This is a genomic window from Acetobacteroides hydrogenigenes (assembly GCF_004340205.1).
Lineage (GTDB): Bacteria > Bacteroidota > Bacteroidia > Bacteroidales > ZOR0009 > Acetobacteroides > Acetobacteroides hydrogenigenes.
Window position 1 is genome coordinate 169,762 of the sequence record NZ_SLWB01000001.1, and the last position, 15,300, is coordinate 185,061.

The 15,300-nt window shown below is 47.3% G+C and carries 14 protein-coding genes; 11 read left to right on the plus strand and 3 right to left on the minus strand.

Annotated features, from left to right (window positions below; genetic code table 11):
• Positions 1–6 precede the first annotated feature (6 nt).
• Positions 7–780: a nucleoside triphosphate pyrophosphohydrolase gene (gene mazG / locus CLV25_RS00550; RefSeq protein ID WP_131837683.1), complete on the plus strand. Its 774-nt coding sequence runs from the start codon at positions 7–9 to the stop codon at positions 778–780.
• Between the two features lie 334 nt (positions 781–1,114).
• On the opposite strand, the gene CLV25_RS00555 is transcribed toward mazG, so the two are convergent.
• Entirely contained in the window at positions 1,115–1,783 is a 669-nt protein-coding gene (locus CLV25_RS00555) for a Crp/Fnr family transcriptional regulator (RefSeq protein ID WP_131837684.1), read from the minus strand.
• A gap of 313 nt (positions 1,784–2,096) precedes the next feature.
• Between CLV25_RS00555 and CLV25_RS00560 the strand changes: the two genes are divergently transcribed.
• From CLV25_RS00560 to CLV25_RS00585, 6 genes are all read left to right on the plus strand, one after another.
• Positions 2,097–2,984 (plus strand): 4Fe-4S dicluster domain-containing protein, encoded by an 888-nt coding sequence (locus CLV25_RS00560; protein ID WP_131837685.1) that lies wholly within the window; start codon positions 2,097–2,099, stop codon positions 2,982–2,984.
• 112 nt (positions 2,985–3,096) lie between these two features.
• Positions 3,097–4,746 (plus strand): hydroxylamine reductase, encoded by a 1,650-nt coding sequence (hcp, locus tag CLV25_RS00565; RefSeq protein WP_131837686.1) that lies wholly within the window; start codon positions 3,097–3,099, stop codon positions 4,744–4,746.
• Positions 4,747–5,135: 389 nt separating this feature from the next.
• A complete protein-coding gene (locus tag CLV25_RS00570; RefSeq protein WP_131837687.1) occupies positions 5,136–5,417 on the plus strand; it encodes a DUF427 domain-containing protein in 282 nt (93 codons plus the stop codon).
• Between the two features lie 325 nt (positions 5,418–5,742).
• Entirely contained in the window at positions 5,743–6,291 is a 549-nt protein-coding gene (locus CLV25_RS00575; protein WP_131837688.1) for a hydrolase, read from the plus strand.
• Between the two features lie 22 nt (positions 6,292–6,313).
• Positions 6,314–6,883 (plus strand): DUF4251 domain-containing protein, encoded by a 570-nt coding sequence (locus CLV25_RS00580; RefSeq protein ID WP_131837689.1) that lies wholly within the window; start codon positions 6,314–6,316, stop codon positions 6,881–6,883.
• An 88-nt stretch (positions 6,884–6,971) separates the two neighbouring features.
• On the plus strand, positions 6,972–7,610 hold the full coding sequence (locus CLV25_RS00585) for a WbqC family protein (protein WP_131837690.1): 639 nt from the start codon (positions 6,972–6,974) through the stop codon (positions 7,608–7,610).
• 34 nt (positions 7,611–7,644) lie between these two features.
• Here CLV25_RS00585 and CLV25_RS00590 read toward each other — a convergent pair whose 3' ends face one another.
• The gene (locus CLV25_RS00590) at positions 7,645–9,171 is read right to left on the minus strand and encodes an OmpP1/FadL family transporter (protein ID WP_131837691.1); all 1,527 of its coding nucleotides are present in this window, start codon (positions 9,169–9,171) and stop codon (positions 7,645–7,647) included.
• A 53-nt stretch (positions 9,172–9,224) separates the two neighbouring features.
• The gene (locus CLV25_RS00595; protein WP_131837692.1) at positions 9,225–10,532 is read right to left on the minus strand and encodes a hypothetical protein; all 1,308 of its coding nucleotides are present in this window, start codon (positions 10,530–10,532) and stop codon (positions 9,225–9,227) included.
• A 97-nt stretch (positions 10,533–10,629) separates the two neighbouring features.
• Here CLV25_RS00595 and proS point away from each other — a divergent pair, with 97 nt between their 5' ends.
• The 4 genes from proS to CLV25_RS00615 all read left to right on the plus strand — a co-directional run bounded on the left by proS (position 10,630) and on the right by CLV25_RS00615 (position 15,214).
• Entirely contained in the window at positions 10,630–12,105 is a 1,476-nt protein-coding gene (gene proS / locus CLV25_RS00600; RefSeq protein WP_131837693.1) for a proline--tRNA ligase, read from the plus strand.
• A 94-nt stretch (positions 12,106–12,199) separates the two neighbouring features.
• On the plus strand, positions 12,200–12,904 hold the full coding sequence (locus tag CLV25_RS00605; RefSeq protein ID WP_131837694.1) for a hypothetical protein: 705 nt from the start codon (positions 12,200–12,202) through the stop codon (positions 12,902–12,904).
• Positions 12,905–12,927: 23 nt separating this feature from the next.
• A complete protein-coding gene (locus CLV25_RS00610) occupies positions 12,928–14,601 on the plus strand; it encodes a dipeptidyl-peptidase 3 family protein (RefSeq protein ID WP_131837695.1) in 1,674 nt (557 codons plus the stop codon).
• Positions 14,602–14,632: 31 nt separating this feature from the next.
• Positions 14,633–15,214 (plus strand): SiaB family protein kinase, encoded by a 582-nt coding sequence (locus tag CLV25_RS00615; protein ID WP_131837696.1) that lies wholly within the window; start codon positions 14,633–14,635, stop codon positions 15,212–15,214.
• The last annotated feature ends 86 nt before the right edge of the window (positions 15,215–15,300 follow it).

The window sequence follows — 15,300 nt, forward strand, 5'->3', positions numbered from 1 at the left end:
ACCATAATGAACGACAAGCAGCAAAGCTTCGACAGGCTTTTGAAGATCATGGACGAGCTCCGCGAAAAGTGCCCTTGGGACCGCGAGCAAACCTTCGAGAGCCTGCGCAGCAACACCATAGAGGAGACCTACGAGCTGATCGACGCCATCAACACCAGCGACATCCCCAACATCAAAAAGGAGCTGGGCGATATCCTGCTCCACGTGGTTTTCTACTCGAAGATGGCCTCCGAGAGGCAGTGGTTCGAGATATCGGACGTGGTAAACGCCCTTTGCGATAAACTCGTGTACCGCCACCCGCACGTATTCGGCCAAACGGAGGTGAGCAACGCCGCTCAGGTGGTGAAGAACTGGGAGGAGCTGAAGCTGAAGGAGAAGGACGGCAACAAGAGCGTGCTCTCGGGCGTGCCCAATGCCCTACCAGCGCTAATTAAGGCCAACCGAATTCAAGAAAAGGTTAGAGCCGTGGGCTTTGACTGGGAGGAGCGCAGCCAGGTGTGGGACAAGGTGCAGGAGGAGCTGGACGAGCTGCGCCACGAGGTAGAAGCGATGGATCGCGAAAAGATGGAAAAGGAGTTCGGCGACCTGCTCTTCTCGGTGGTCAACGCCGCTAGGCTCTACGGCATCGACCCGGAAGCCGCCCTCGAGCTCACCAACCGCAAGTTCGCCAAGCGCTTTAGCTACCTCGAGGAGAAGACCATCAAGCAGGGGCAGCCGCTCAAGGATATGTCGCTCGACCAGATGAATGAGATCTGGGAAGAAGCCAAGAAGTACGACTAGTAGGGGCTGGTTCTCAAACCACCCCTACTATTATGATGAAGTGAAGGGCAGGTTCGAAACCTGCCCTTGCTGCTTTCCACGAAGTACGGAAGGCGATTTCGGTTCAGCTTGGACCTTCCGTAGTAGTACGGAGGGTGTTTCGGGTTCCGATTAGTGCTTCCGCAGTAATACGGAAGGTGTTTTGGATTCCGATTAGCGCTTCCGTAGTAGTACGGAAGGTGTTTCGGGTTCCGATTAGTGCTTCCGCAGTGGTACGGAAGGTGTTTTGGATTCCGATTAGCGCTTCCGTAGTAGTACGGAAGGTGTTTTCGGTTTCGATCAGTGCTTCCCTACATCATCGAATAATCTTCACCAGCCCCTCCCTATCGAGCAGCGTTACCTTGCGGCGGTCGAAGGCTACAAGGCCATCGTGCTCCATATCGGCAAATACGCGGGCCAGCGACGAGCGGGTAACGCCGAAGTAGTCGGCCAGCTCCTGCTGCCCCATGGGTAGCGAGAAGGTGATGAGCTGCCCTTTAGAGAGATCGAGCAGGTAGTGCGCCAGCTTCTCCTTAATGGACCGAAACGAGAGGAAGTAGAGCTTGTTCGAAAGAAAGGTTGCCCGATTCGACATCATATCGAGGTAGTTGGTGAGCACCTGCGAGCTGGCCTGCATGATACCGACCATCGACGGACGGGGGATGATCACCACCTTAACGACATCGTTGGCTACCACATCAACCGGCAGCCGGTTGTTTTGACCAAAAAGGAAGGCTGGAGCAATGGGACGTGGAGCCGAAATATCCTCAATCTTTACCACTTTCCCTGAGCTATCTACCATCTCGCCCTTAACGCTGCCCTCCAGGACCACCATCAGCCCCGCGTACTCGTCGTCGCGCGAGGCCAGCACGTTGCCTTTTACGTAGCTTTTTACGGCGTAGGGATACATCGACAAAAGGTTCTCCAGCTCCACAGGATCAACCCCATGGAATAGCGGACAGCGGGATAGCAGGGTAAAATTCATGTTGGTTGGTTTATGTTGGTCTTATCAAAACTTTGCTTTTAAAATAGACAACCTCGCCAAGAGCGAACTCCCCTCCTTTCTAAGGAGGGGAGTTCGCTGATTATGCGTTGTTGAAATTCGTCAGCGTCTTTGACTTCTTCATTCATTCCGTCTAACTCCGGTATAACTTCCGTATACTTCCGATTAACTTTTTTCAAATCCAAAGTTAACAATTAAAAATGTTTGCTGTTTGTATCATATGGTACAGACTTAGGGTTGCAATTGCCGTAGCTTTGCTTCATCAAAAGAAAGTAAAACGACAAAACTGAAACCGATGATACGCGACATTGTTAGAATAGACCGAGAGCTTTGCAACGGATGTGGGAACTGCATCACCGGATGCCACGAAGGGGCGCTACAGCTGATTGACGGAAAGGCAACCCTCGTAAGCGAGCTGATGTGCGACGGATTGGGCGCCTGCATTGGCACCTGCCCTGTAGGAGCCATCACCATAGAGAAGCGCGAGGCCGAGGCCTACGACGAGGTGGCCACCATCATAGAGATGATCCCTAACGGTAAGAACGTGGTTATGGCTCACCTTCAGCACCTGCTCGACCATAACGAAACCGAGTACCTCCGTCAGGCATTTGGCTACTTAAGAGAAAAAGAGAAGAGCATTCCATTTGACATTAACGAGGTGATCGACTCGCTAAGGCAAAAGGCTCAGCCAGCTGCGCCTCAGGTGCACCAACACCACCATGCAGGAGGCGGATGCCCCGGATCGGCGGCACGCAGCTTTGCCCCTAAGATGGCGGCAGCACCTACAGCCGACGATCAGCCATCGGCGCTTACCCACTGGCCCGTGCAGCTACACCTCATCAACCCAATGGCAGCCCACTTTAAGGGATCGAACCTGCTACTGGCAGCCGACTGCGTAGCCTATGCGCTAGCCAACTTCCACAGCAAGCATCTACAAGGAAAAACGCTGGCCATTGCCTGCCCAAAGCTGGACTCCAACAAGGAAGTGTACATCCAAAAGATTACAGCCCTCATCGACAATGCACAGGTGGATACCATCACCGTTATGCGCATGGAGGTTCCCTGCTGCGGAGGTCTGGTACAGATGGCCCAAATTGCCCGCGATGCCGCCAAGCGACACATACCAATTAAGGTGGTGGAAGTCGGTATTCAGGGAGAAATACTTGATTCGAAGTGGATCTAATAACTGATATGAGATGTGAGATATGAGACATGAGATGTGAGATTTCGCAAATCACAAATCACAAATCACATTTCGCAAATCGTAAATCAAACAAAATTTAAAACTGATAACCATGAGCATGTTTTGTTACCAATGTCAAGAAGCAGCTAAAGGATTTGGCTGTACCATCAAGGGTGTTTGCGGAAAAGACGCATCGACCTCTAACCTTCAGGATTTGCTGCTATTCGTAAACAAGGGAATCAGCATCCTCCATACGGAGCTTCGCGCCAAAGGATACAAGAATAGCGCAGTCGACAAGTACGTTATTGACTCCCTGTTCTGCACCATCACCAACGCCAACTTCGACGATAACGCTATTTCCAACCGAATTATAGAAGGACTTGAAATTAAAAAGAAGCTTACTGCCGAATGCAGCAAGCATGGAGTGGCAGTTCCTCAATCAAAAGAAGTAACATGGACCGGGAATCGCGAGGATTTTGCCTCTGAATCTACCAAAGTGGGCACCATGTCGATATCCGACAACGAGGATATCCGCTCGCTGAAGTCGCTCATAATCTTTGGTCTTAAGGGTATGGCCGCCTATGCCGAGCATGCCGGTAATCTAGGCTTTGTGGACGATTCCATTAGCGAGTTCATCCAAGGTGCACTTGCAAAAACAACCAGAACCGATATCGGTGCCGACGAGCTGGTAGCCCTGACCCTCGAAACGGGCAAGTACGGCGTTACCACCATGGCGCTGCTCGACAAGGCCAACACCACCCGCTACGGCAACCCCGAAATCACCAAGGTGAACATCGGAACACGAAATAACCCAGCTATCCTTATCAGCGGTCACGACCTGAAGGATATGGAGGAGCTGCTAGCCCAAACCGAAGGTACTGGTGTAGATGTGTACACCCACAGCGAGATGCTTCCCGCCAACTACTACCCTGCCTTTAAGAAGTACAGCCACTTTGTGGGCAACTACGGCAGCTCGTGGTGGAAGCAAAGAGACGAGTTCGAGACCTTTAACGGCCCAGTGCTCTTTACCACCAACTGTATTGTTCCGCCAATGCACAACGCCACCTATAAGGATAGAATCTACACAACAGGTTCGGCAGGACTAGAGGGAGCTACACACATCGGTCCTCGCGAGGATGGCAAACCAAAGGACTTCTCGGCTATCATCGAGCATGCAAAGCGCTGCAAGGCTCCTATCCAGATTGAGGAGGGCGAAATTATCGGTGGATTTGCCCACGAGCAGGTGTTTGCCCTTGCCGACAAGGTGGTGGATGCCGTTAAGTCGGGTGCCATCCGCAAGTTCTTTGTGATGGCAGGCTGCGATGGCCGCATGAAGGACCGCAGCTACTACACCGAGTTTGCCGAGCAGCTGCCAAAGGATACCGTAATCCTTACCGCAGGATGCGCCAAGTACCGCTACAACAAGCTGCCGCTGGGCGATATCGGAGGTATCCCACGCGTGCTCGATGCAGGACAGTGCAACGACAGCTACTCGCTGGCCCTGATTGCCCTTAAGCTGAAGGAGGTATTCCAGCTAAACGACATCAACGAGCTGCCTATTGCCTACAATATTGCCTGGTACGAGCAGAAGGCCGTTATCGTGCTGCTAGCGCTGCTATCGCTGGGCGTAAAGAATATTCACCTAGGGCCAACCCTCCCAGCCTTCCTATCGCCCAACGTGGTGAAGGTGCTAGTTGAGAACTTCGGCATCGCCGGCATCAACACCGTCGACGAGGACATTAAACTATTCATGGGAGCCTAGCCCCCATCTGCTAGGAATTTTGAATTGTAGTGGGGTGCACAAAATATTTTGTGCACCCCACATCCGTTTATACGGTTTCGTTGTTAGATACAAAGCAAGGATTTTGTGTTAATGATAATCTTTCTCTTGCCAAACAACTTTGCTTATGAGGCAATATACCCTAAATAGCACTGTCATGCCGGGCTTGTCCCAGCATCTAAACAGGAATCCAATAGATTCTGAAAAAAAAGCCCTTCGGGCGACTCCTTAGATCCCGTGACAAGCACGGGATGACACTCCGAGGGAAACTTTTTTAAGTTCAGACCTTTGCCATCTATATGGAATGGATACTAGACGACTCTTCTTATAACTTCGTATAACTTCTCCCATTCTTTTAACTTCTATACGATATGCGCGCCATTTGGAAAGGCACCACCATCGCCGAGAGCGACGACGCCATTAAGCTGGAGGGGTTCTACTATTTCCCCCGATCGTCGGTAAAAATGGAGTACCTAAAGGAGAGCAGCCACCGCACCTTCTGCCCGTGGAAGGGCACTGCATCGTTCTACGACGTAGATATTAATGGCGATATCAATAAAGATTCTGCATGGTACTACCCCACTCCATCGGAGCGGGGCGCCATGGTTAAGGATAGGATTGCATTCTGGAAGGGGATTGTGGTACTGCCATAGAGACCACGAACCCAATGCTGGTAGGCTTGCCCAACCGTCGATCAGATTTCACAGCCAACGCCGAACACCGATACCTCCATAAACTCGGTGAAACTCCATATTTGTATACAAAATAGCCAACGGAACTCCGGCGAAGCTTTTGTACCATATACAAAGCACCCAACGGAACTTCGGCGAACCAACCAAAGGGGGTTGGATGCACCCAAGCTAAGCCGCGAAACCCTGTAGCACCTCAACAAACCACCCCGCATAGGCCATCTTCTAGCAGATTTTAGCTGCTATCCGGATACATTTTACGTAAAATGAAGCACAAACAACTAACGCCATGCGAGTAGAAGGTAACACCATTATGCTAACCCCCCAGTTCAATCGCGAGAGCTGGGACGATGTGGAGTTTGTGTGGAACCACAAGCCCTTCATCCGTTCGACCGTATCGGAAGTTATGCACTTTCCTATTGTCGATAGCCTCGAGACCATCAACCAGTCGCTGCTCCATAAGGCCTACCAAATGAACGTTATCCCCAACGATAACGAGGCGCTACTGCTGCGCCACCCCATCTCGCCCTGGAAGGAAGAGGTGCTGCTATCGGTTACCAAACCTGTAGACGACAAGGACTACGTAGAGCTGTCGGGAACCTTCCGCAGCCGGGTCTTTGAAGGAAAGAAGACGCAGCTGCGCAGCTTCTTTAGGCAGATGGAAAGCTTCTTGGTGGGGCGCAACGAGCAGCCGCTCACCTACTACGTAAGCAAGGTGGCCTCAAGCACCGATGTCGATGGCCACGAAACCTGCACCTACGTCATTATCGCCCAAGTTACCAACCTGAGCAAAGACTCCGAACCGCTCGACATCGATCGGTGGTTCCCATTCACCTAAAAAGAGAATTGCACCACAGCATATGAAGCTAAAACAACTAGCCGCAACGCTGGCTTTGGCGGTTCTCCCCGCCATCAGTTTGTTGGCACAGGAAGATTTTCGGGAGCTAACCCCTCAGGAACGAAGGGAGCTGCGCCAAAAGGAGCAACAGCAGCTCGACTCGGCCAGCTACGCGAAGGCCGTAGAGGCGCTATCGGCGCAAAACTGGGTACTCGAAGCCTATACCATTCAAGGGCAGCGAGGCAACCTATACCATGTAAACAGCACGCTCAACTTCGTGATGGTAGAGGACGAGACCGCAACGCTGCAGCTCTCCTCGCCCCTACGAGCAGGGTATAGCGCCCTTAACAGCGTTACCGTAGAGGGCCGAATTCGCGATTACCAAATTACAACCGACAAGAAGGGCTACGTAAACGTAAGCTTCATGGTTATAGGATACGCCATTAATGCCGATATCCGTGTTTCGCTATACCCCAACACCAACCGGGCAGAAGCCTCCATCTCGCCCAACACCTGGGGTCGAAGAATTACCTATCGCGGCTTCATCGTTCCGCTCGAAGACTCGAGCGTATACAAGGGCATGCCGCGGTAGCATCCCCAGCCGTAGCCAAGGAGAGCCCTAAAGCCCTCCTTTTCTTTTTGCCTGCGGATTGCTACTTTTGCCCAACAAAACAACGACAATGCAACAGGTAGCACTTTCAACGGCATACTTTCCGCCCCTTCAATACATCAGCAAGTTTTTAGCAGGAAGCGTAACCATCGAGGCGCACGAGAGCTACCGCAAGCAAAGCTACCGCAACCGCTGCAAAATACATGCAGCAAACGGACCAATGGCGCTTACCGTTCCCGTAGCAAAGTGGCATGGCGAGCGAATGCCCATCGCCGAGGTACAAATCGACTACGACAAGCCCTGGCAAAATAACCACCTCAAGTCCATCGAGTCGGCCTACAAAAACTCGCCCTTCTACGACTACTACATCGACGACTTCATGCCCTTCTTCGAGAACCGCTACGAGCGCCTATTCGACTACAACCAGCAAATCCTTGAGGTAATCCTAAAGACGCTCGGTATAAAGCCAAGCATAGCCTACACTACCGACTTCGACAAAACGATCGAGGGGAAAGCAGACCTACGATACAGCATATCGCCTAAGGAGAGCCAACAGCAGCCCGATCCGTACTTCACCCCAGTAGAGTACTACCAGGTATTCGCCGACCGACACGGCTTTACGCCCAACCTCTCCATTCTCGACCTCCTCTTTAACGAGGGTCCCATGGCCAAGAGCATTCTAGAGCAGAGCATAAAAAAAGGCGAGTAGAAATACCCGCCTTTCATCTTATATTTTGATGATTCTAGAACTTAAACCCAACGGTAACAATGTAGGAATTACGGTTGATGCTGGAGGTAGCAGTACCAGAATAAATATCAATTGTAGTACTAGCGTCCTTATAGTAGTAATCGTACAGCGAATAGCCGTTTTTCATCGTCATTAAACTATAGGCAAAATCGAAGAAGAACGAACGCGTACGGTAGCCAAAACCTGCCGAGTAAACGTTTGTTGCGTTATCAGAGTTAATAAAGTCCTTTTTATAAGGATTTTGATAGTACTGATAACCGGCGCGAAGAGCAAACTTGTCAAGTTTCAATTCTCCACCTAATCTGGCATTTACCGTGTTTCGGTAACTATTTTCCACCGCATTATTGATATCGCTAAAAAGCTTGCGATAGCTATTCGATCCATGAATCCTCATGCCGGCATAGTTTACCCAATCAACGTCAGCACTTATTATCCCAACATTACCAAGGACAAAACCAAGGCTACCAGTAAGGCGTTGTGGCGAGGATATGCGATAGCTGAATGTATTTATAGGAGTGTCATATTCCGCAAACCCGCTTTCGTTGGGAATAATAAACTTAGAGTTCATATAAGCTGAATAATCCTCATCAATAGAATTCCACGTTGGTGACTGATAGGCAACTCCGACGCGTAGGAACTGCACAGGTTTAAGGATTACCCCTAGCCCCAAAGAAACACCTGTTCCGTAGGCATTATAGATCTCATCAAAGTTTAATTCATTAAAAGAAGACTGATTACCTTCGGCTGCCTGTTCGTGATAAGTTTTAGAAGAATGATAGTTAACGTTAGTAACATTCAGAGAACCACCAACATAAACTACATCCATTACGTTCCCACCAAAGGCAATATTTACAACATCATTAAAGCCTCGAATTTCCTCCCATTGGTCTTGAAATACAACATCATCCTGCTTAAGAGGAGAACGATACTCAATATTACCATCTGTCTCGTTTAAAGGATCAATTAGGTAAGTTTTCCACGCCAGAATTGAGTTCCAAGGTAAGTTAGAATCGAAAGGACGCTCGCTTAGCAATTCAGATCTCTTAATGCCGTATGTCGATTCCGCAAAATAATCTGTAATAGAGTTATCCTTGTTGATACCCGTTAAAAACGTATTCTGGTTAAAGTCGTTTACCCTATTGTAAGCAATTCCAAGGTTGAAATTTCTCAGTCCATTATCAGGTTTGTTAAAAAAATTAAGCACCACTCCTGCGTTTCCAATATTTACAGAAGTATGACCATCAAAGGAACGAGTACCACGATAGTCTATTTTTTGGTTGCTATTAAAAATCCCTGTAGAAAAGGAGAATTCCGAAGAACGATAAACACCTACGCCTGCAGGATTTATCATAAACGAGGACATATCGCCACCAAGTGCACCAAAGGCTCCGCCCATGGCGGTAAACCTAGCCGATCCCTTCATAAAGGTTTGCGAATAGCGAAGCACGTCGGTTTCGCTTTGGGCAAGGGCTACACCAGCCATCAGGCAGCTAGCCCCCATAAGTATTGCGCGAAGTCTCATAATTACACGTATTAGTTGTTATTTAAGTGGGTTGGTTGTAATCTTTATCTTTTTTACCTACGTCCGCGGCTGCTACCCGAACTGTTATCCGAACGGCTGCTAGAGCTGGACGAAGAGCTGCTAGAACTAGAAGAAGAACTACTACCCGAGTTGTAGCTGCGCGATGGCGACGAATAGCTGCTACCCGAATTGTAGCTGTCGTTGCTACGCGATGGATAGCTGCGGCTATTATCGTAAGAGGTAGTTCCCTGCGAGCGAGGAACAACTACAGTAGAAGAACGACGTTCGTAGCTTCGTGTTGTTCCCGAGCTGCTACCTTCATTAAACACAGGCTGTCCCGAACGGCTAGGACGGCTATACGTTGGCGTATAAGAGCCAGTATTGCTGTTTGGTTGACGGGTTGGTGTAACCGTAGTAGACGAGCGTCGTGCTGGCACCGACTGATATTCGCGAGACGTAGCTGTTTGCGTAGAACTAGAGTAGTCACGTCGTACAGAAGAGCTACCTCGGGTCGAGCGCATTACAGCACCATTATCTCCGCTTACCCTAGATGTATTTCTTGTGTTCGAATATCCATAATCTCTCGATGGATAGTTACGAACACTTGAAGTTCCATAGCGCATACCACCATCTCGTGGTCCATAAGTTATATCACGATATCGGCTAGGATAATAACCACCATTCGAATAATATCCTCCATAATAAGGGTATCCCCCTCCATGCCAATGATGATGACCGTAGTACGGATAATCCCAATAAGGATCGTAGCCCCAGCCCCAGTTGGTACTCCATCCCCAGCCCCAACCAATACCAAAGCTCAAATTCCAATAGTTTCTGTATGGACTGTAGTAAGGGCTAAAGTTAACGTATGAGCTGTAGTAAGGATAGCCAAACATCGACGAAATGTATTTTGGCTCTGCCCATACGGTATTGCCCATTACGATGATGTTATAGAAAGCAGGGTCGTAAGCCGTAGCATACCACAAGTTTTGCGAATAGGCAGCACTCGATGGCATACCATACCAAGGGTCTTTATAACCCAACTCTCGATTGCGCTTTGCTTTTTCGTAGGAATCGGCCAGAACATCCTGGTAAGGGTTTCCCGTCGAGTCGGATTCCGAAGCGACATAAATAGTATCCGCCAAAGCATTATTGGTTTCATTAATTAGATCGTTATATGACTTATCGAGCGGCACTCGCTTTCCCTTTGAAGCGCTCGCCACCTGTTCCTGAGCATCCTGAGTTGGATTGTAGTAGATATCGTCACCAGCCGAACTGCCGCCTAGCCTCGAACTCGTACCACACGACACTCCTAGAAGTGCTACTGGAATCAGTAATGTGAATAATTTTAAAGCTTTCATAATGACCCCTCCAGCGTTTTATGAGAAACCGATTTTATTTATTTATTTTGCGTTCACAAATCTTACAAAAATAAAGCAAATTTCATACCAAAGTCGCATGGCAAAGGAAGTAACTCCACGTTCGGAGAATTATTCGCTTTGGTACAATGACATTGTACTAAAAGCCAACTTAGCTGAGAATTCGGCTGTCAGGGGCTGTATGGTGATTAAACCTTACGGTTACGCCATCTGGGAGAAGATGCAGCGCACGCTCGATCAGATGTTTAAGGACACAGGTCACGAAAATGCATACTTCCCGGTATTCATCCCGAAATCATTTCTTAGCAAGGAGGCCGCCCATGTTGAGGGATTTGCTAAAGAGTGTGCCGTAGTAACCCACTACCGCCTTAAGAACGATCCAAACGGCAAAGGTGTTGTTGTTGACCCCGAAGCCAAGCTCGAAGAAGAGCTTATCGTTCGCCCAACTTCGGAAACCATTATTTGGAACACCTACAAAAACTGGATTCAGTCGTACCGCGACCTTCCTATTCTTGTAAACCAATGGGCCAATGTGGTACGATGGGAAATGAGGACCCGTCTTTTCCTTCGCACTGCCGAATTCCTTTGGCAGGAAGGGCATACCGCACACGCAACCTCGCAGGAGGCACTGGAAGAAACTGAGAGAATGATTAATGTTTACGCCGATTTTGCAGAGAACTGGATGGGCGTTCCTGTAACCATTGGTCGCAAATCGCCAAGTGAGCGTTTTGCTGGTGCTGTTGAAACCTATACCATCGAGGCTATGATGCAGGATGGCAAGGCGCTTCAATCGGGAACCTCGCACTTCCTTGGCCAAAACTTCGCAAAAGCTTTCGACGTACAGTTCACCAATAAGGAGGGGAAGCTCGACTATGTATGGGCAACCTCTTGGGGCGTATCAACCCGACTTATGGGTGCCCTTATCATGAGCCACTCCGACGATAACGGGTTGGTTTTACCTCCTAAGCTTGCCCCAATCCAAGTTGTTATGGTTCCTATCTACAAAGGTGCTGAAGAGTTGGCTAGCATTAGCGGAAAACTAAAGGAGATAAAGAAGCAGCTCGAAGCAAAAGGAATCTCTGTGAAACTCGACGATAGAGACAACTTTAAGCCAGGGTTCAAGTTTGCCGAATATGAGCTAAAAGGTGTACCAGTTCGCGTAGCCATGGGGCCTCGTGATTTCCAAAACGGAACCATCGAAATTGCTCGTCGCGACACACTAGAGAAGCAATCTCTTTCGCAGGAAGGTATTGCCGAATACATCGAGCAGCTTCTTACCGATATCCAGCAAAACATTTACAACAAAGCCCTTGCCCGTCGTAAAGAAATGACCACAAAGGTTGACAGCTACGACGAGTTTAAGCGTCTTCTCGACGAAAAGGGAGGCTTCTTCCTTTGCCACTGGGATGGAACTGCCGAAACAGAAGAGCTCATTAAAGAAGAAACAAAAGCAACCATTCGCTGTATTCCATTAGATGGTGAAATGGAAGAGGGGAAGTGCATGGTCACAGGAAAACCTTCAAAGCAGCGCGTAATAATTGCCAGATCGTACTAGCATAATAGCATTTAATGCAAAAAAAAGGGGAAATAATCTTTCCCCTTTTGCCATTTTTATATATTTATGCCTCGAATAACTAAAACAACCGGAAATGGATTCTGACCCGCAAGAAAATAAGCAAAGCATTAACGGCATCATCAACATCCTTCAACTAAAGACAAATACAAAGCAGAAGGTTTACGATAATACGTTCGAAGTTTTCAACCAGCTCAAGGAGATGCTTCATGAGCTAACCAACGATATCAACGAAGAGCTATCAGGCGTAGACCGTAGGGTTAAACTAGAATACCGAGATCGTGGTAAGTTTGAAGCAGAAATACGCATAGCCGAAGACATCCTTATCTTCAGCATGCATACCAATGTCTTTCAGTTCGACAGGGACCACCAGATCTGGAAAACTTCGTATGTCGAAAAAGACAAACTTAACGCTCTTTGCGGAGTAATCAACATCTACAACTTCCTTACCGATTCGTTTAAGTATAATAGGCTAGACGACTTGGGCTATCTTATTGGCAGAATATTCATCAACAAGGATATGAACTACTTTGTTGAAGGAAAGCGCCAAATGGCATTTATATACAGCAATTTCGGAAATGCTTCAATAACATCTGAAGCTCTAAAGAAAATTATAGAAACCGCGATTGTCTATTCTTTAGAGTTCGACCTACTAGTTCCTCCATACGACACCGTAAAAATAGCCTCGGTGGCACAGATGAACACCAAGATCGAGAACTCTAAAATGCAAACGGGCAAACGTCTTGGCTATAAATTTAATTCTGACGATGTTAACGGATAATTAGACGACTACAAATATTTAAAATGAAGAAGAACTTCCTTTTTGGACTAGTCATTGTTGCAATACTTTTCTCTGCTTGTGGGGGTAGCAACGACAATAAAAAAACGGCAAAAGTTGATATAAAAGCAAAAGAGGATAGCCTCCTTAATGCAAAAGTCGCCGAGTATGCCGATTTTAAGCTTACCGCTGACATTAGTAAGCTATCGGACAAGGAGAAAAAAATCCTTGTCAAACTTTTTGAGGTTAGCCGCATAATGGATGACATTTACTGGCTACAAGCATTTGGAGATAAGTCGCAAGTGCTAGACACCATAAAAAGCAAAGCAGCAAAAAAGTACTTTAGCATCAACTACGGACCTTGGGATCGTATGGATGGAAACAAACCTTTCATTGCAGGTTTTCAGGAGAAGCCGCTCGGAGCCAACTTCTATCCAACAAACATGACGAAGGCTGAATTTGAAGAGTGGAAATCGAAAGATAAGAAAAGCCAATACACTATAGTAAGGCGCGACGAAGCCGGCCAGCTGGCATCAGTTCCCTACTCTGTTGCCTATGGCGAACAAATAGGTAAAGCAGCAAAGTTGCTAGACCAAGCAGCAAAACTTGCTGAAAACAAGCAGCTAAAAAAGTACCTATTAGCAAGAGCAAAATCTCTACGAACTGACAACTACTACCCAAGCGATTTAGTTTGGATGGACATGAAGAATAGCAACATCGACTTTGTTGCGGGTCCTATTGAAAACTACGAAGACGAACTTTTCAACTACAAAACGGCCTTCGAAGCGTACATCCTTATAAAGGATCATAGCGAGACAAAATACTACAACCAGTTTATCAAATATCTGCCTAAGCTGCAAAAATCGCTGCCAGTTCAGAAAAAATACAAAAAGGAAGTTCCTGGCAAAGGTTCCGACATTGGCGTTTATAGCGCTATTTACTACGGTGGAGACTGCAATGCCGCTGGAAAAACTATTGCAATCAATCTTCCCAACGACCCCAAAGTACAGCTAAAGAAGGGTAGTCGTAAGCTAATGCTCAAGAATGTCATGGAAGCCAAGTTCAACCTCATTGTCAAACCCATATCGGAGGTTGTAATAGACCCATCTCAAACAAAATTTGTCACATTTAATGCTTTCTTTCAAAACACCATGTTCCACGAGGTGGCGCATGGACTCGGAATAAAGAATACCATAAATAGAAAAGGGAGTGTCAGAGACGCTCTTAAGGAACAATATAGCGGTATAGAAGAAAACAAAGCTGACATTCTGGGACTTTACATGATTGGGGATCTCGTAAAGCAAAAAGTTCTTCCCAAAAAAGCGCTAATGGAAAACTACGTAACCTTTGCGGCAGGAATCTTCCGATCTGTACGATTTGGAGCTGCAAGTTCTCACGGGAAAGCGAATATGGCAACCTTTAACTACTTTGTAGACAAAGCTGCTCTTACTAGAGACGAAAAGACTGGCTACTATACAGTCAACGAGCGAGCCATGAGGCAGGCCATTAAAAACTTATCCCACGAAATTCTTGTCATCCAAGGAAACGGAGATTACGAGGCTGCACTTAAACGAGCAACCGAAAAAGGAATCATATCTGAAACCCTCAAAAAAGACCTAAAACGTATAGACGACAAACGCATTCCTCGTGACTTGAACTTTATACAAGGACCGAGTGAAATAGGATTGTCTAAGTTTTAATGGTCTAAATTTTTAAATCAGGACTGTCATTATGGATCTTTCATTTTCTTTCATTAAATCCATCTCGAACATTTACGACGAGATGATCGGGAATGGGTTTTCGCTAGTCTATCTTGGTGAGTTTAACCACGAAATCACCCGCATGTTTACAACTATGACGGAATCTAACATGGAACGAAACAGCGAAGAACGATCGGTTCAACGTAAAGTATTCCATGTTATGGTTGAGACGTTGCAAAACATGAACAAGCACTCCGACGAGCTTAGCAAAACAAGTCAAACAGGAAGCGGGCTCTTTATTATCGGAAAGAAAAACGACACCTACTACGTTATCACCTCCAATAAAGTAGCAGCCGAGCACCGCGAGTTTCTCGAAGAAACGCTCATAAAGGTGAACAATGCCACGAAAGAGGAACTTAAAGAGATGTACAAAAAGCAAATGAAAGAGGGTGTACTAACCGAAAAAGGTGGAGCAGGGCTTGGACTTATAGACATTGCCCGCAAAACAGAGGAAAAGCTCAACTTCCAGTTCATCCCGTTTGACGACAAGTACTACTTCTTCATTCTAAAAGTAGAGGTAAGCACCAAAAAGATATACCAAGATGGTAAATAACCATAATTAAACAAAGAGAGAGCCAAGGCTCTCTCTTTGTTTATATGACCTATTTTTATCGTATTTTAGCCTCAGGAACTTTACCA

What these genes read in the sequence shown, in the direction of transcription:
- CLV25_RS00555 (WP_131837684.1), bottom strand. Translation starts at nt 1,783, where the DNA reads ATGAATTTTACCCTGCTATCCCGCTGTCCGCTATTCCATGGGGTTGAT.
- CLV25_RS00590 (WP_131837691.1), bottom strand. Translation starts at nt 9,171, where the DNA reads ATGAGACTTCGCGCAATACTTATGGGGGCTAGCTGCCTGATGGCTGGT.
- CLV25_RS00580 (WP_131837689.1), top strand. Translation starts at nt 6,314, where the DNA reads ATGAAGCTAAAACAACTAGCCGCAACGCTGGCTTTGGCGGTTCTCCCC.
- CLV25_RS00575 (WP_131837688.1), top strand. Translation starts at nt 5,743, where the DNA reads ATGCGAGTAGAAGGTAACACCATTATGCTAACCCCCCAGTTCAATCGC.
- CLV25_RS00615 (WP_131837696.1), top strand. Translation starts at nt 14,633, where the DNA reads ATGGATCTTTCATTTTCTTTCATTAAATCCATCTCGAACATTTACGAC.
- CLV25_RS00605 (WP_131837694.1), top strand. Translation starts at nt 12,200, where the DNA reads ATGGATTCTGACCCGCAAGAAAATAAGCAAAGCATTAACGGCATCATC.
- hcp (WP_131837686.1), top strand. Translation starts at nt 3,097, where the DNA reads ATGAGCATGTTTTGTTACCAATGTCAAGAAGCAGCTAAAGGATTTGGC.
- CLV25_RS00595 (WP_131837692.1), bottom strand. Translation starts at nt 10,532, where the DNA reads ATGAAAGCTTTAAAATTATTCACATTACTGATTCCAGTAGCACTTCTA.
- mazG (WP_131837683.1), top strand. Translation starts at nt 7, where the DNA reads ATGAACGACAAGCAGCAAAGCTTCGACAGGCTTTTGAAGATCATGGAC.
- CLV25_RS00585 (WP_131837690.1), top strand. Translation starts at nt 6,972, where the DNA reads ATGCAACAGGTAGCACTTTCAACGGCATACTTTCCGCCCCTTCAATAC.
- CLV25_RS00610 (WP_131837695.1), top strand. Translation starts at nt 12,928, where the DNA reads ATGAAGAAGAACTTCCTTTTTGGACTAGTCATTGTTGCAATACTTTTC.
- proS (WP_131837693.1), top strand. Translation starts at nt 10,630, where the DNA reads ATGGCAAAGGAAGTAACTCCACGTTCGGAGAATTATTCGCTTTGGTAC.
- CLV25_RS00560 (WP_131837685.1), top strand. Translation starts at nt 2,097, where the DNA reads ATGATACGCGACATTGTTAGAATAGACCGAGAGCTTTGCAACGGATGT.
- CLV25_RS00570 (WP_131837687.1), top strand. Translation starts at nt 5,136, where the DNA reads ATGCGCGCCATTTGGAAAGGCACCACCATCGCCGAGAGCGACGACGCC.